Here is a 15,102-nt window from a genome sequence, read left to right on the forward strand (position 1 = left end):
TATTTGTGCAAAATCTTTTTTTCCATTTTTAAAATGATGTTATTTCGGATTTCGTCCACCTGGCATGCGCTGTGATCGAATCACGACAAACCAGTATATAATAAGCGGCGTGGGAAATCCGGTGATTCCCCATAATCCCCATAACCAAGGGAAACGTCCACGTCTGCGTGCGTCCTGAAAGATCCATGTGCCTTGAACCAGGAGGAAAATGCCAAGCAGTATAAGCCATAGTGGAGAAATTTCATCCAATGAATAATGCATTTTATTCATGATGAACCTCCTTCCGACGCCGTCCTGCCCAGATCACAACTAAAATCACGGCAACAGCTGTACCAAGAGCCTGGATACTCAAATATAGAGCTGGAGCAGATACGAACAATAATGTACCGAACACAATGGCAAGCAATCCAACCAACCAGAAACATATCATCTCAATCCAATTGGCTCGACGTCTAATCTGTCTCCGTTCCCTGACTTCGGCTTCAAGTGCACCCAAAGAAGGAATACTTGTCGGCTCAAATGCATCATCCAGCACTTTCATGTGTTGCTGCAATCGTTCTACAACTTCTTGTTCTTGTGTATCATCTGATCTGCTCATCCTTATTCCAGCTCCTTTCTTAACTGACGGAGACCATAAGCTGTGCGTGACTTCGCCGTTCCCGCAGGAATACCCAGCATTTCCCCGATCTCGTCATACCCGTATCCATAATAATGCTTCAGTAGCACTGCAACACGATGTTCGGGTGTCAGTCTTGTCATCGCATCCATGACATCTGTCCATTCTTCATTCCGAGTCTCAAGCTGCCAGCGGAATCGACGTACAGCCTGATCCCGGATGAGAGCAAGCCAGTTCTGTTCTCTCTTCTTACGTCTTGTCTTATCGATATAGATGCGGGTCGCAATGGTGATCATCCATGATGAAAAGGCAGACGTGCCATCATATCGATGGATATTTTCCATACAACGAATCATCGTATCCTGCACCGTCTCTTCTGCGAGGTTAGCGTCCATCGTAACTTTGACAAGATACTTATACACAAACGTGTAGTGACGTTGCAACAACGCTGCGAGTGCGCTATCGTCTCCCGATACTGCTCTGCGTACCTCTTCAAGCTCAGCTGCCTTTATCATGATTATCACCTGCTTCCCGTTCAATCTGGAGTTAATACGACAGGCTCTGCAGAAACGTTCAATGGAATCAAAAAAAATTAAAACCCGACAATTTCCCGGGCAATCAGACTTGTTTCCGGTAATCTTGCAGCTTGTCGAACCATGGTTGGTTGCGGGCTCCGTTTCTTAAAACACGGCTTGTCCATATATTCTGCTGAGACTTCATCATTTCATTGGCCACGCTAGGGTTATGTATTAAAGCTCGCTCAGTACCCGGTTCTCTTTTCCCACTTTCCAATATACGACGGTTTTCTTCAATGATCGGATGCTCGACACGCTGATTCAACGGAATAACTCTTGGTTTCTCCACTTTGATATTCCCCGCTCTCATGATCTATATAAGTTGAACTAAAGATTATTTACACTGACACTACGATGACAGAATAACCTTCCAATCGCTGTTATCCCCAGATTTTTTGATTCCCTTTTCCGAAGGGGAAAATCCGGGGATAGCTTATGCTTCCGATGCAGCTTTCTTTCAGAAAGCTTTTAGGCGAAGTTTATGCTTTCGAAGTAGCTTTCTTGCAGAAAGCTTTTAGCTTCGCTTTTTCAGGTTCTTTCTGTCCTCTCCGTTATCGTATAAATGATTAGTTCAACTTATATACTATTTTCTTAAACTCATCATTTCTAAACAATCTGTTCTTGTTGCTAACTTGTTATTGGTCTCAAACTGCTTGTGATGAAGCGCATCTTACATCTCTATGTAGCGTAAAAAAGGCTAATTCTGTGATAAAAAGGGGCTGAAAACAAAAAAAGAACGCAAACCGGGTATAGACCACAGTCTGCGTGCTTCGCGAGGTTGGGTGTTTCTTGGTAATGCTTCAGTTAGATGATGCCTTAACGCTTGTAACAACTAATTGCTATTCTAATGAAAAAGTTGTCACTTGTCCAGACTTTCTTCACATATCATGTCGGATTATCTTGCGGACACGTAAGGATTGTTCTGTTTCTCATAACCAATGGTCGTTTTTGGACCATGACCTGGATATACTTTCACTTCATCTGCAAAGGTGTAAAGCTTGTTCTGGATTGAATCAATCAGATCCCGTTCACGCCCTCCTGTCAGGTCCGTTCTGCCCACACCCATGCGGAACAGCACATCACCGGCAAACAGGTCGTTATCACAAAGCAAACTTACACTGCCTGGTGAATGTCCAGGTGTATGGAACACTTTAAACGTATGACCAATCAGATTCAGCTTCTGCCCTTCGTCCATGGCATATTCAGCAGGATCTGTCGAAAGCGGTGGTGTCGCCTGCGGCCAATTCAAAGATCCATTTAATTTCGGGGTGGTAAGCCAGTCGCTCTCCAAGTCATGAAGATAAACGGGACATCCCTTCAATTTACGGATCTCATCTACCCCGCCCATATGATCAAAGTGAGCATGAGTGAGGAGAATGGCTTCAATCTCCAAGTCTTGGATCGCCTTAAGCAGCGGCCCTGGATTCATGCCTGGATCGATAATGACGGCTTTGCCCGGATCATCTCCTTGTAGGAGATAAGCATTGGTCTGAAGCGGGCCTAGTGTAAACGTACGAATGTTAAGCATATCGGCTTAGTAACCCGAAATCAGTTCACGCAGCTCACGGATAATGGCCGCATGTGACTCCGTTCCTTCCCCATAACGTTTACCAATCTCTTGACGCGCCACAGCCAAATTTTCTTGATAATCTGCTGCTTCACGATCTGGATTAAGGCGTTTGAATTCAATCATGACTTCCTGTACATGCTGCGGACGAGGTCCCCACTGACCTAACACATGTCCACCTGTATCTGCAAAAATAACGACTGGCACGGAACGGCCACCCATCGTCAGGAACTCATCCATCACTTCAGGATGGTTCTCCATGATCAAAACTTCAGTTGGGATTCCTGAGATTTCAAGCGCCTGAAACACAACCGGAATATTACGGACAACATCCCCGCACCAGTCAGCAGCCAGAATTAACACACGCAGATCATCGCGATGGTTCAGACTCTCAAAAAACTCACGATCCTCTTCGTTCGACCAAGTAAAGCTATCATAATTGGCCTGGAATTCACTTTGGTTCTTGGTCATACTTTCAATAAAATCCTTCGGTGGCAGACCTTTACCGAATTTGTGAGACAAGTTGGGTTTACCCATGACTAGACACTTCCTTTCTTTTTACGAGCATTCATCCATTTAATAAGTACATAAACGATCATAAGGGCGAGAGCGACAAGCAAAATAGGCATAACATATGGTGCCGCTTTCTCATCAATATGCTTCCATTGGTCTCCAAGAATCATCCCTAAATATATAAACAATGCAGTCCAAGGTATAACAGCGAGTGTAGTAAGCAAGATGAATTTGCCTGTGTGCATTTTCGTGATGCCAGCCGGGATGGAGATTGCATGTCTTACCACCGGAACAAAACGCGCTGTGAAAATGACACCTGTACCATACTTGCGGAACCACTCCTCGGAATGGTCGATGTGTTTTTTCTGGATGAGTATGTATTTCCCATAGCGTTCAAGCACAGGTCTGCCGCCATAACGGCCAATCCAGTAGATAAATAACTGGGCAATCACACCGCCCACCGTACCAAAAATCATAGCACCGAAAAAGTTGATATTACCTTGTGAAACGAGAAAACCTCCATACGCCAGCACAATTTCGCTCGGGATAACTTCCAACATTAATCCAAGCATGATTCCAAAGTACCCAAGACTTTGAATCCAATCGAACAATTGGCCAACAAGGTTATGAATAAAGTCCATCTCAACCCTCTTTCTCCATCCTGATTGGCGGTGCCCCTCCGCACCATGGATGTTCGTCCCTATTTTATCACAGGGCTGTGGACGTTGCTACTTCACGAGGTTGGGATAGTGTCCCGTTCGCAGCAGTCCGCATATGGTATGGGGAGAGGAGCGTGAGAAGATGTCACACAAGTCAATACCCGGTTCTCCGCCGGTCAAACATACGCAATCCGGTCAAAACCTTCCTTCCGCCAGAGGAATTCGAAGAGCATGCAGCAAGGAATTGTACCGGACAGCCAAAAGGCTAAAAGTATATGTCTCTCCCGAACGGATGAAGCAGGCAGAAGAATATTATTACGGTAAGGTGATCACAAATCTGCTCTGGATTGGGGAGAATCGCGACAACCGCAAGAAATTATGTGAGTGGTGGAACACGGATGTCAGTGCAGAGATCGCTGCGATGTGGGAAGTAGATGTTGAACCATTAAAAGATGCGTTTCAGCATGCATTTGGCGGGTATCGTCTGTAGGAATGCAGGAATTAGGCAGGTAGCTGTGTCTTCAAACCTACTGAAAGACGCAGCAAAGCTAAAGCGAATCTGAACATGTTAGGAACAGGCAAGGGCACTGTGTCCTTAACGTGTGATGTTAATGCGTTCTTCACGTACGAGCAAGCGATAGAGACAACATAAATGCGATTTTCTCTTTCCGATGTAAAGCTTCACTCTAGGTGGAATTCGAGGGCGACCCCTTGCGGTTGGAGCAGAGCATGGAGCCGACCTCCAGGTGGGCATGAATATAAACTGTGAGTATGAACATAAACACCGAGTAATTTTTCATGCTCAAGCCCACGAGTGGTAACGAATCTGAGGCGTCTTATTCAAGGATTTGAAGCAATTTTAGAAATCTAAGGAATCTGAGACACGTTATCTCGGCATTTTTGGCCTTTTATAACGTTTTTGTTAGGGAGTTTCGGGAAATAACGTGTCTGATGTTCCTTACAATTTAAAAAGAGGAGCTAGAGGCCAAATAAGACGTCCTGTGTTCCTTAGAAAATCGCATACCCTCCGCAAAGAGCAGCCAGCTTGGACTCCCAGACTTTTTAGACGCTGACATCCAACATTATATCGCATGGGTAAACGTCAAGATCCAGCAGTGATTTAAGGGCTCCGCTTGGTCAACTCTGGAGTAAACGGAGGAGAAAAAGCCGAGGCAAGCCTGCGCAGGTTCTCTCCATAACCTGAAGCATGTTCTTCCAGTACAAAACGACGATCATTGCGAACGTTTCCTGCTCCCACTTCCTCAGCCAGCAGTTGATACCGTTCATACATCTGTACACCAGCGGCGGCAGTCTGTCGGGCTCGATCTCTATATCCTGCCTTCCATTCCCGCCGCGCTGCTTGCTCCATCCAATGCAAAGCCGTGGATTGGCCAATGCCATCATACCGATTCAATGCGATCGCTTGTTCAAAATATTCTCCAGCCTGTTGTCCTTGGCCGAATTGGGCTGCCAATCGTCCCAGTTCGATGTAAATCTGAGGGTGCATCGGGGAATGGGACAAGCTGTTCAAAAGAAGTGATTCTGCTTCTCGTCCCGGGAGAGATCGTGCAAGGGATATCACGATATCCGGTCGATTCGGGTTAGACTGAAGGGCAGCCATAAGATGCACCTTCTGTGCTGGAGTGCCATCCGGTTCAGACAGCGCCTGACGGTACTGCACTTCTGCTAAAGCATATCGGGAGGTGAGCCAGACTGTTCCAGCAAACCAGAAAAGGATGATCATCACTGTGGATACCCTTAATAGCCGAGCAGTTACTTCCTGAAGAATATGAAAGAAGGAACGCATCGGGACAGATAATGGACGGGAATGGGTAGGTAAATATCGCAAGAAAAGAGATCTGGATTTAGATCTCAGTTTGAATCTGGAGGGAGTGTAGTCAGCAATTCCTTCGGATCGCTGGCCCCCCTCTGTTTCCGTCTTCAATGCGGTTGCCCAAGCACCGAGCCAGATGAAAAGCATCCAAAATAGTGTGAAGCTCCAGTCAAAGTCCATGGTCCCATGCAGGCCAAAAACAAGCACGGATGGAAAGAGCTGCGGTGCAAAATGAAAGATGCTTCGCAGGGTGAGGAGAAACCACCCTGCGACAAGCACGATGCCGATCAAGCCCGTGTCCAGGGCAAGATCGAGCAAGCCGTTGTGGACCTCGCCTCCAACATAAGGCGAGGATTGAATGGCGCGGAACATGTTGCGCCATGTGTCTCCCCCGTGGCCAAGCCATGCGGCCTCGGTCCACAGCTGGAGGGCGTCCCGCCACATCTGTAGGCGGGACACCCCAGTGCCGACACCCGCCGCTAGGCGATCGGCGGTGGAGGCCACGGCCATGAGTGCGGCGGCGGCTCCCGCTAGCACGATGGCCGTCAGGGCAGCGGCGCGCGGAGCCTTGGCGGCGCCGCTGTGCCATAGACGGCACAGCAGCAGCGTGCCGAGCAGCGCAGCTGCCCATGCCCCGGCCAGTGCCAGCAGGCCGGGCACGGGTGCAGGCGCCAGCTGAGCAGCAGCCAGCTGGCGGTACAGCCAGGCCGCGCACGCCAGTGGCGCGGCCATGGCCAGCAGCAGCGGCAGGCGGGCACCGCGCCGCTGCAAAGCAAAGGCGGCGACCGCGGCGCAGCCGGTCGCCAGCCAAGCGCCGCGCGACTCGCTCAGCAGGAGCGCGGCTTGCGCGGGCATGAGCGGCAGCACTGCCGCGATGAGTCGCCCGGCCGGCACAGGCCGGGCTATGACTCGCGCGGCGGCTGTCAGCCGCTCCAATGCGTACATGCCAACAATGGCACCGTACGCATTCGGGTACTGCAATAATCCGCCGAGCCTTGCTCCGGCGGAGCTGATCTCGGGGTCAGCAGTCCGCATCACCCCGAAGGGCAGCGGCAATATCCCGCACACGGCAAGGATGCCGCTTAGCACAAGCAAGCCGCCCGCTATCTGCCAACCGCAGGCTAACCATCGCGCACCATCCGTGCGCGCAGCCAGTATTGCAGTGAGCAGAGTAAACATCGCAAGCAGGCTCCACCGCAGCATTTCATCCATGCTGCCCTGTTTACTCACCGAGCCTGCCCATGCATGTAGACCAAAACAGGTCATCATCCCCAGCGGCCACAATACCCGCAACATTCCCGGAAATCGAAATATTTTTTCAATGATTCGTTCGATGTTCCCCTGACCCTGTCCTAATGACATGGGTTTTCGTCCACAGAAGACGAGTGAACGAATACCTACAAGGAAAAGAAAAAACATGATCAATATGCTTCCTGCTGCGATCAAAAGGACAGGGTACAGATCGGCCGAATAATACAGTCCCCCACTCAGACATCCTGCAAGCAGCAAGACAATGGAGAGTATGCCCAACCCAACAGTCCACTCCGATCCTGAATAACGTTTACACTTCAAACTTTGAGAAAAACTCCCTGACGCATCGGTCTGAATAGCTCCATTTGGATTATTTTTGTCATCTTTTTTATACGTATCATCTTTGTTGTATGTATCTTCCCTATTATATGTACTGTCCCTACTGCCCTTACTATCTCTACCGTCCCTCTTGCCCCCATTACATAAGTCCCTGTTATCTACATATTCTGTACCCTCTGCATGGCGAGACCCGTCAAACGCCTGTTCCACCATTAACTCGTTCGCCTCATACCCTCGTCTATACCTTAGAACTCCCTTATCCATTCTCCTATTCTTCATCTCCACCCTCCCTCCTTCCTTCCACCGCTCCATATGCATAACAAAAAGACAGAAGATCCCGATAACGGGTCCTTCTGCCTGATATACATCTGACAGTTATGATGTTGCTTGCTACGAAGTATGTGCACTCTATTGAAGTTTACATTCAGAGACCCTAACTGTAGTATGTCCCTGTATAGGCGTTGGCACACTCAGCAAAGGTCGCAATTTGCGGAATCTTGAACGGTTTCTTTGCTCGATTTCGATTTCCCGTTGGCCTGCTTGCCATCGCCAGGAAGCAAATCGGCACAAGCCCGCTCCAAATATGGATCGGCATGAATGAAATCACGGAAAGCCGTATATTCATTCCACATCTCCGTCACTTCGCCAGCCTGACCGCGAACAGCACGAATCAATATGTTTTTAGGCGTATTCTCCATATCGATGAATTCAAGCAATTGTGTCTTGTATCCCATCAGATCAAGCAACTTGGCACGAATCCCATCCGTAGCCAGTGCAGAAAAACGTTCCTTGAGGATGCCATGGGACAACAACGGATTCATCACGGAGGCCTCTACTTGATCAAACAGTTCATGCTGACAGCAAGGAACAGACAAAATAACAGAAGCTCCCCAACGAACTGCCTTCTCCAAAGCAGCATCGGTAGCTGTATCACAGGCATGCAGTGTGACAACCATATCCACTTCATTCAATTCATCGTAGTCCGCGATGTCTCCAACCAGAAACTTCAGATCGCCATAATGCAATCGATTAGCCAGATCATTACAGTGTTCAATTACATCTGCCTTCAAGTCCAACCCAATAATCTTGAGTGAACGACGTTGTTGTACAGACAGATAATGATATAACGCAAATGTCAGATAAGACTTGCCACAACCAAAGTCAACGATGGTCAGTGGACGTCCTTCCGGCAGATGTGGAATGACATCCTGCACCATTTCGAGGAAACGGTTGATCTGTCTGAACTTGTCATATTTACGGGCCAGCACACGACCTTCTTCGTTCATAATACCAAGTTCAACGAGGAACGATACGGGTACTCCCTCTTCCAATACATATTGCTTCTTGCGATTATGCGACAGATCCACCGCAGTCTTGGAAGCAGATTTGGTAAGAATGGATACTTTATATTTTTTGCTGATCAAAATTTGATAGTCTGCCTCGGTCGTACAGAGCAGCCCTTGACGAAACGTCTCTTCGCATAACAAAGTCATGCGCTCAGCCGCTTCAGCCGGAGTCAAATTCTCGTGCAGCACTTTGTTGTTATAATGAAATGCAAATTGATAATGCAGCTGATTCTTCAGTGTCACCGGCTTGACTTGCACTTTGGTATACGAGACATTGTCCCGTCTGCGCAGCTGGCTCCAGGTCGCTGTAATCAGCGAATTCTGTTCAAAGATGTCTTGTATAAGCTTTCGCAATGAATCCACGGGGTACATCTCACTTTCGGTTTGGTTTGGTCAACCGTTACCATACCACAATTCCGTTCCCTCTCCAAGTAAAGGCATGTAACAAGCCTTGATCCAATCCATATTTTATGAGTTCATCTCTTGACGACTTAGTTCAGCTAGTCCCTCTTCAACTTCGTTCCGTGGCAGACCGCCCTGCTCCAGTTGTTCATCCGTGAGTTGGCTCAACCTTTCATAAAACGCCTGTACATCATCTCGGTAGCTCATCGGGAATTCATCACCAAGCTGGAGCAATCGATACCAACTGTTCTCTGCCTGGTCGTAACGTCCTTGTTGTTCACGATAGAGGGCAAGCTGTCTTTCAGTCCGGGCAGGAAGTTCATATTCTTTCGTAAGCCCCAACACACCCTCCACCCGTTCCGGTGCGTCCAACAACTTGGGATTAGCGCCATGATTCAATGCATACAGGTAAAAATGAAGTGATCTCATCAATCGAATGACAGCCTCATCCTCTGCGTCCATTCTCTCCTGATCATCTATGCCTTCCACTTTGGCCTTCTCTTGATAAATGTAAGCCTCTTCTTCAATCAGCCTCGCGGCCTGCTGCAGATTGTCTACCTCAATCATTCCGCGAAAACGGAACATTTCAATAACATCCTCCGCTGGCAATGAGTTCAGTAGAGATAAATTCAACCCAAACTGCCTGCGCATCAGCTCATCCAGTTCAGACAATGCCTCGGTGTGCTTACGTTGCTGTTTGAGCGTGAACACTTTGCCTATTGCTTCAGTCATTTCCTCCATCATGCGGAGCAGATAATCTTTTCTGAACATGCTGTATGCCCCCTCATCATTCGACCCTATACATCCAATCGTTCTCATATCGTTCCTTTATATTTATTTTAATTCATGCCATGACAAAAAGCCAAAAACAAGACACGCGTGTCTTTGCTCTGGCCATGAACACACTAAACCCCTGCCTATCCCAAAGGGACGTGGCAGGGGCTCGGTTGAAATGGAACTGGTAACTCCTCCTCCACAAGAGGTTGAATCATCCAGAAACCAAACTATATTCTAGGACGTGTCTCAAAACTCGCTGAAGTGCATCTTTTACCGCCTTTTCGCCCCATGCTGCGTCACTTCCCCTTGACGTGCCCCGGCACGCCTGCGGAAAACTTCCTTGCTTGGAACGAAAATTCAGTAAAATCTACTTCCTTCGGAGTTTTCAGACACGCCCTAATGAAATCAACATAAATTACTTCATCAATTACTTCGATAATCCAGCCATAAATTGTTTAATGACCTGAATTAATTCTTCAGGAGCTTCATACATGCTCATATGACCCGCACCCGCAATCACGGCTTGCACGATATGTGGCTTGTCACTTGTAAATGTACGTTCTGGCGGGATAACAGCATCCTTCTCTCCCGCAACCAGCAATACAGGTAAAGGTGTAGCCGATAACACATCGCGGCGATCCGGACGTTCTCGCATAGCAAGTGCAGCACCAACAGCACCTTGAGGAGCAGTCTGGTAACCAATTTCCTTCACACGTGTTACATGCGTAGATAGCGATTCCACATGTTCCGGTGCAAAAAGTCCGGGAACCAGTCCATCTACAAAATTCACGATACCTTCGGTCTGAATGGTGGATACAGCACGAAGGCGTTTTTCCTTGGCTTCTTCACTGTCCGGATAGGCTGTCGAATGAATCAGACCAAATGCATTCAAACGCTCCGGGTGACGCTGTGCAATCGAGAGCGTAATGTATCCCCCCATCGAGTGTCCCAGAAGGACCGCTTTTTCCACATTCAACTCATCCATCAACTGTAATACATCGTTGCCCATCTGTTCGATGGTATAACTTCCTACAGGTGCATCTGTTTTTCCGTGTCCACGCAGATCGGGGACGATACAGCGATAGCTGCGTGCCAGTTCAGGTACGACCTCATCCCAATACGATGAACTGCCACAGTATCCGTGGAGCAAAATGAGTGCTTCTCCCTTACCTTGTTCGGCATAACAAATCGTCGTTCCATCACACATCACTTTTTCCATATGAATCCCTCTCTCTGCGCGAATTAAATAATTCAGGTTGTATATTATTAAGCCTACATATCATGAATGAAACGTTTGTCTCCATTTCCCTGCTTCAATTGCGGCGTCTGCAATCGTTCGGGACATCCCCATGACCAGGTGAAGCGAGGTCATCTGCAAAATGGAATAGGGCCTTGGTCCATTCGCATTAACCACAGCTGCTACACTGTATTGTCCAACAGGAGGTAGCTTGCCTCCGACCGATTGGGCCGGAATGAGTGGGTTATTCGAGAGATAGTATGTACCTACCGCCTGCTTTGGACCCAGACATGCATCAATCGCTATGATGGCATGGTGTGCAGGAATAAGTGCCAATTTCTTTTCCAGCGTATCTGCATCACAAGGGGAAGACAGCGTGCCAATAACGTTCTCCATTCCGCTCTCTTGCAGTAAACTTCCTGTCAGTGGACCCAGAGCATCCCCGGTGGAACGATCAGTACCGATGCAGACAAACGTGATTTCAGCTGGAGAATGAAGTTGAACGATGTTTTTGAAAAATAAGATCAAATTCTCTGCAGGCACGCCTTTACGGACTTCCCTTCCTTGATGGCGAACCATTTCTCGCTTATACGCTGCCAAGCTGTATTCCCTCCAGTACACTCAGGTTTCCATGAAATCCTGTTGTTGTATCCATCATTGTAACCGATGCTTGGTTTCCTCGCAAAAGCATTAGCCTGAGCGCTTCCAATCATGATACAATAACAAGAGTTTCCGATACGGAAGGGATGAACTTAACGATGGATTTAACACAAGCAACAGCAGCCAATATGGAATATATGATTGAAGCGATCAAAACCAAACTTCGTATGGCAAGTGGTGCCGCCATGCAAGCTTCTTCATTCCCACTTGAGAAATATGAAGATCTGTTTGACCTGTATGAAATGATTTTGAGCAAGGAACATCTCAGTATCTCTGAAGTGGAAGCTGTCGCTTCGGAACTGGGTAATCTTCGTAAATCTTAGCAAAGTGTTGCTTTTGATCATTTGTGACTTCTATATGAAGTCCTATTCAAAAGCAAGCCTAAAAAGGACCTGTTTCCACATCACCGTGGGAACAGGTCCTTTTTCACATATTTATATTTCCAGACTATCCTTAACGGAATACATCCCATCCTTAAGGCAGGTCAACCAAAACAAATTCGGCAGGTTCACTGTCTGTGCTCGTGATTTGCAGATCACAGCTTTTGCGAATTCGTGCGGCATCGCCCGGCTTGAGGTTGAAGTTACCATCCGAACAATGAATCTCTACATGCCCACTGATCAGGAAAAGATGTGTCCGTCGATCTTCGTGTTGCGGGTACATCAACTTTTTCCCGGACTCCAAATGGGAGAGGTAACAGGTTACATCCTGGGAAATAGGCAATGCGCCTTCGCTTCCCTCGCCCCCTTGCCCGGATACAATCGGACATAGACGATTCAAATGCTCCTGCGGCTCTATTCTCCGATTCGTATAGGAAGGTTTCAGCATACGCTCCGATGGCAAAAACCACATCTGGAGGAAACGTACCGGTTCATCCGCTGACGGATTGGTCTCGGAGTGTTCCACTCCCGTCCCCGCACTCATCACCTGGACCGTACCCGGTTCAAGCAATTGTTCTGTTCCCATACTATCCGTATGTTTGAGTGTACCCGAAATGACATAACTGACAAGTTCAAGATCATGATGTGGATGTTTCTTAAAGCCTTCTTGCGGCATCAGCGTGTTTTCATTATGAGCCAACAGACAGCCAAAATGGGCGTTGCTTGGATCATCATAATCAGCAAAGGAAAAGCTGAATTCACTGTGTATCCAACCTCGATCCGACGTGTGCCTTTCTTCCGATGTCACCACTTTAATCATGTTCATCCACCTCCAAGGGTTTAGAGCTGCCACATCACCGCGGCAGTCCATGCGTGTATATGAATTGTATAGATGAATACCAGTTGGTATGTCATCTTTACCCGGGGGCCGGCAACTCTAATCACGCCCCTCCTTAAGGTTATACGCTATCTTCAAGTGAGTGGAGAATGAACTCACTATCTGCATGACCTACAAGGGTACCCGCATCATTTCGGATGTCCGAAGGGAACACTTCAGCCAATCGTGCAATGGTTCTCTCATTGGAATAACCAATCTGTTTCAGTATGGATTGGGTGATGAAGGCCCACTCTTCCTCGGAACCATCAAGCACCTTGAAGGTGATTCCCAGTCTTTCTTTTTTCAGACCAAAACCGAATACCCCCTTGAATCCCCCCTTCGCTACAATGTTATCGTCTTCCAGCAGCACTGAATCTACACGCTCCGTGCCACCCACCATCAACGGATGTTCATTCATAGCTGATGTTATGGTTTCTACAGCTGTTCTTGTGGAAGGATCAGCGATAAGATCCGGACAAGCGAGCTTCAGATAAGCGTTCGACAATGCCGACAACGGCAAAGAAAATACCGGAAAGCCGCAGCCATCCGTCCCAAGCTCAATCTCTTTTTCTTCAATACCTGCCAGGTCGGCAAAGGTTTTAAGAATTTCTCGTTGTACCGGATGATCCGGTTCAGCGTAACTACCCAGATCAACCTGCTTCATCTGACTGTACCCCAGAATCCCCAGATGTTTTCCGGAGCAGTTGTGCAAGATGCGCCGTTTCTCTCCCTGTCCACGTAACCATTGATTACGGCTTTCTTCATTAAGCGGATAACTTGGTGCACAGATCAGGCATTCTTCTCCCAATCCAATTTTACCGGATAACTGCTCCAGCACCCGAATGTGTTCCGGTTCCGAACGATGCGAAGAGGACATAATGGCAATCTCCTGTGCTGACAGACCATAGTGACTGGCAATTCCTGCCCGAATACCTGGAATGGCTTGAAAAGGTTTGGCAGATGAGCGAGTGAATGCTCTAAAATGAGGATCGCCAGCCGAGTATACGATTCGGCCATACTCATCCGTAATACTTATGTGTCCGTAATGGGCGCATTCCATAACGCCTGCACGGTATTCTTTAATTAACAAGGCACTCTCCATGCGAGTTCTCTCCTTTGTGCTCCCGATTTCATCTCTGCTTTGCGTCACGACGCCGCATGGGATATCTTAAATAGTATAGTACAAAAGCGACGTTTTTACAGTTTTTTCGACAGGTATTTCGGGTATAGCTTTATCATCTATGTTCATCTACTACAATAACTGAAGGAGAAACTCATTATGCCGCGCAAAACGTATTCACCAGCCTCATTCAGTTCAACTCCCGGCACGTTATTACGTCCACTCCTCAACTGGGGTTTGATTGGTCTGGCCCTCAGCGCTTCGGTTGTATTCATCCTGGCAGGTCTGGGTGCCTGGTTGGGTGCTGATGTTATTATTCGTCTGGATGATCAAATTCAGCAATTATTTTATCTGAATTCAGATTCACGTCTTCATCTATTCCCTTACACTGCATTCATAACCGCACTGGGCTCATTCAAAATCTCTGCTGTGGCTGCAGGAGGTTTTGCTCTTCTTTTCTTCATACAACGTAGTCCAAGGTTTGTTATATATGGATATGCGCTCACGGGAAGTTTTGCCATGATGTGGATTCTAAACACGTTATTGAAGGAATTTTTCAGACGAAGCAGACCTGAACTGGATCATCTGTTGGTCGTTCACGGGTACAGCTTTCCCAGCGGACATGCCATGATCTCCATGGGCTTCTACGGTATGCTCTTTGTAATCTGGGCCATTGAACGACAGCGACATAACTCTTCCGGTGTGTGGCTTCCTGTTCTATGTGGTATCAGTTTTATTTTCTTGATTGGGCTCAGCCGAATCATGCTGGGCGTTCATTATCCTACGGATGTATTTACTGGATTTACTGCTGGATTGGCATGGATCTTCTGCATGGTTAAGGGCATTAAACAAAACCGCTAAAGAATGAATTCCTCTGATTTCCAGTTCATTCATCCTCATCTTTATTGTTTCACAGGGTTGCACGGGGTTTATATACGAAGTAAGCAAA

17 protein-coding genes are annotated in these 15,102 nt (G+C 47.6%); 3 read left to right on the forward strand and 14 right to left on the reverse strand.

All coding sequences use genetic code 11. From position 1 onward, the window contains the following. Window positions 1-39 precede the first annotated feature (39 nt). From NZ043_RS04450 to NZ043_RS04480, 7 genes are all read right to left on the reverse strand, one after another. Window positions 40-270, reverse strand: coding sequence for a sigmaY antisigma factor component (locus NZ043_RS04450; protein WP_339310792.1), 231 nt, complete (start codon window positions 268-270; stop codon window positions 40-42). Then, on the reverse strand, window positions 263-598 hold the full coding sequence (locus NZ043_RS04455; protein ID WP_339310794.1) for a YxlC family protein: 336 nt from the start codon (window positions 596-598) through the stop codon (window positions 263-265). Before NZ043_RS04455 ends, NZ043_RS04450 begins: the two co-directional genes overlap by 8 nt. Window positions 599-600: 2 nt before the next feature. Continuing rightward, window positions 601-1,131, reverse strand: coding sequence for an RNA polymerase sigma factor SigY (gene sigY, locus NZ043_RS04460; RefSeq protein WP_091038580.1), 531 nt, complete (start codon window positions 1,129-1,131; stop codon window positions 601-603). Window positions 1,132-1,234: 103 nt separating this feature from the next. Next, window positions 1,235-1,480 carry a hypothetical protein gene (locus NZ043_RS04465; RefSeq protein ID WP_091038578.1) on the reverse strand — a complete coding sequence of 82 codons (246 nt, stop codon included), beginning with the start codon at window positions 1,478-1,480 and terminating at the stop codon, window positions 1,235-1,237. A gap of 606 nt (window positions 1,481-2,086) precedes the next feature. Continuing rightward, entirely contained in the window at window positions 2,087-2,719 is a 633-nt protein-coding gene (locus tag NZ043_RS04470; protein ID WP_036607016.1) for an MBL fold metallo-hydrolase, read from the reverse strand. Window positions 2,720-2,725: 6 nt separating this feature from the next. Next, window positions 2,726-3,295 carry a thioredoxin family protein gene (locus NZ043_RS04475; protein ID WP_017692292.1) on the reverse strand — a complete coding sequence of 190 codons (570 nt, stop codon included), beginning with the start codon at window positions 3,293-3,295 and terminating at the stop codon, window positions 2,726-2,728. A 2-nt stretch (window positions 3,296-3,297) separates the two neighbouring features. Next, complete coding sequence (locus NZ043_RS04480) at window positions 3,298-3,912, reverse strand: DedA family protein (protein WP_091019353.1); 615 nt, start codon at window positions 3,910-3,912, stop codon at window positions 3,298-3,300. Between the two features lie 160 nt (window positions 3,913-4,072). Here NZ043_RS04480 and NZ043_RS04485 point away from each other — a divergent pair, with 160 nt between their 5' ends. Beyond that, the gene (locus NZ043_RS04485; protein ID WP_074096436.1) at window positions 4,073-4,420 is read left to right on the forward strand and encodes a dehydrogenase; all 348 of its coding nucleotides are present in this window, start codon (window positions 4,073-4,075) and stop codon (window positions 4,418-4,420) included. Between the two features lie 630 nt (window positions 4,421-5,050). On the opposite strand, the gene NZ043_RS04490 is transcribed toward NZ043_RS04485, so the two are convergent. From NZ043_RS04490 to yyaC, 5 genes are all read right to left on the reverse strand, one after another. Further along, the gene (locus NZ043_RS04490; protein WP_339310797.1) at window positions 5,051-7,633 is read right to left on the reverse strand and encodes an O-antigen ligase family protein; all 2,583 of its coding nucleotides are present in this window, start codon (window positions 7,631-7,633) and stop codon (window positions 5,051-5,053) included. Window positions 7,634-7,824: 191 nt separating this feature from the next. Beyond that, window positions 7,825-9,072, reverse strand: a complete 1,248-nt coding sequence (locus tag NZ043_RS04495) for an SAM-dependent methyltransferase (RefSeq protein WP_051447021.1) — start codon at window positions 9,070-9,072, stop codon at window positions 7,825-7,827. Between the two features lie 96 nt (window positions 9,073-9,168). Next, window positions 9,169-9,873: a DUF6483 family protein gene (locus tag NZ043_RS04500; protein WP_133387143.1), complete on the reverse strand. Its 705-nt coding sequence runs from the start codon at window positions 9,871-9,873 to the stop codon at window positions 9,169-9,171. A gap of 433 nt (window positions 9,874-10,306) precedes the next feature. Next, the gene (locus NZ043_RS04505; RefSeq protein WP_091038573.1) at window positions 10,307-11,098 is read right to left on the reverse strand and encodes an alpha/beta hydrolase; all 792 of its coding nucleotides are present in this window, start codon (window positions 11,096-11,098) and stop codon (window positions 10,307-10,309) included. Between the two features lie 60 nt (window positions 11,099-11,158). Then, entirely contained in the window at window positions 11,159-11,716 is a 558-nt protein-coding gene (yyaC, locus tag NZ043_RS04510; RefSeq protein WP_091038572.1) for a spore protease YyaC, read from the reverse strand. Between the two features lie 158 nt (window positions 11,717-11,874). Between yyaC and NZ043_RS04515 the strand changes: the two genes are divergently transcribed. Continuing rightward, entirely contained in the window at window positions 11,875-12,099 is a 225-nt protein-coding gene (locus NZ043_RS04515) for a DUF1128 domain-containing protein (protein ID WP_017692283.1), read from the forward strand. Between the two features lie 151 nt (window positions 12,100-12,250). Here NZ043_RS04515 and NZ043_RS04520 read toward each other — a convergent pair whose 3' ends face one another. After that, window positions 12,251-12,976 carry a pirin family protein gene (locus NZ043_RS04520; RefSeq protein WP_036607001.1) on the reverse strand — a complete coding sequence of 242 codons (726 nt, stop codon included), beginning with the start codon at window positions 12,974-12,976 and terminating at the stop codon, window positions 12,251-12,253. Between the two features lie 139 nt (window positions 12,977-13,115). Then, window positions 13,116-14,135, reverse strand: a complete 1,020-nt coding sequence (locus NZ043_RS04525) for an asparaginase (protein ID WP_339310799.1) — start codon at window positions 14,133-14,135, stop codon at window positions 13,116-13,118. 177 nt (window positions 14,136-14,312) lie between these two features. Here NZ043_RS04525 and NZ043_RS04530 point away from each other — a divergent pair, with 177 nt between their 5' ends. Next, window positions 14,313-15,014, forward strand: coding sequence for a phosphatase PAP2 family protein (locus tag NZ043_RS04530; RefSeq protein ID WP_133387148.1), 702 nt, complete (start codon window positions 14,313-14,315; stop codon window positions 15,012-15,014). Window positions 15,015-15,102 lie beyond the last annotated feature (88 nt).

This window comes from Paenibacillus sp. FSL k6-2145 (assembly GCF_037976585.1).
Classification (GTDB): Bacteria; Bacillota; Bacilli; order Paenibacillales; family Paenibacillaceae; genus Paenibacillus.

Bases quoted from the DNA above. Each gene is read 5' to 3' on its own strand.
- NZ043_RS04480 (WP_091019353.1), bottom strand. From the start codon at position 3,912: ATGGACTTTATTCATAACCTTGTTGGCCAATTGTTCGATTGGATTCAA.
- NZ043_RS04470 (WP_036607016.1), bottom strand. From the start codon at position 2,719: ATGCTTAACATTCGTACGTTTACACTAGGCCCGCTTCAGACCAATGCT.
- NZ043_RS04455 (WP_339310794.1), bottom strand. From the start codon at position 598: ATGAGCAGATCAGATGATACACAAGAACAAGAAGTTGTAGAACGATTG.
- NZ043_RS04485 (WP_074096436.1), top strand. From the start codon at position 4,073: ATGTCACACAAGTCAATACCCGGTTCTCCGCCGGTCAAACATACGCAA.
- NZ043_RS04520 (WP_036607001.1), bottom strand. From the start codon at position 12,976: ATGATTAAAGTGGTGACATCGGAAGAAAGGCACACGTCGGATCGAGGT.
- NZ043_RS04515 (WP_017692283.1), top strand. From the start codon at position 11,875: ATGGATTTAACACAAGCAACAGCAGCCAATATGGAATATATGATTGAA.
- NZ043_RS04490 (WP_339310797.1), bottom strand. From the start codon at position 7,633: ATGAAGAATAGGAGAATGGATAAGGGAGTTCTAAGGTATAGACGAGGG.
- NZ043_RS04505 (WP_091038573.1), bottom strand. From the start codon at position 11,098: ATGGAAAAAGTGATGTGTGATGGAACGACGATTTGTTATGCCGAACAA.
- NZ043_RS04500 (WP_133387143.1), bottom strand. From the start codon at position 9,873: ATGTTCAGAAAAGATTATCTGCTCCGCATGATGGAGGAAATGACTGAA.
- NZ043_RS04495 (WP_051447021.1), bottom strand. From the start codon at position 9,072: ATGTACCCCGTGGATTCATTGCGAAAGCTTATACAAGACATCTTTGAA.
- NZ043_RS04450 (WP_339310792.1), bottom strand. From the start codon at position 270: ATGAATAAAATGCATTATTCATTGGATGAAATTTCTCCACTATGGCTT.
- NZ043_RS04525 (WP_339310799.1), bottom strand. From the start codon at position 14,135: ATGGAGAGTGCCTTGTTAATTAAAGAATACCGTGCAGGCGTTATGGAA.
- sigY (WP_091038580.1), bottom strand. From the start codon at position 1,131: ATGATAAAGGCAGCTGAGCTTGAAGAGGTACGCAGAGCAGTATCGGGA.
- NZ043_RS04475 (WP_017692292.1), bottom strand. From the start codon at position 3,295: ATGGGTAAACCCAACTTGTCTCACAAATTCGGTAAAGGTCTGCCACCG.
- NZ043_RS04530 (WP_133387148.1), top strand. From the start codon at position 14,313: ATGCCGCGCAAAACGTATTCACCAGCCTCATTCAGTTCAACTCCCGGC.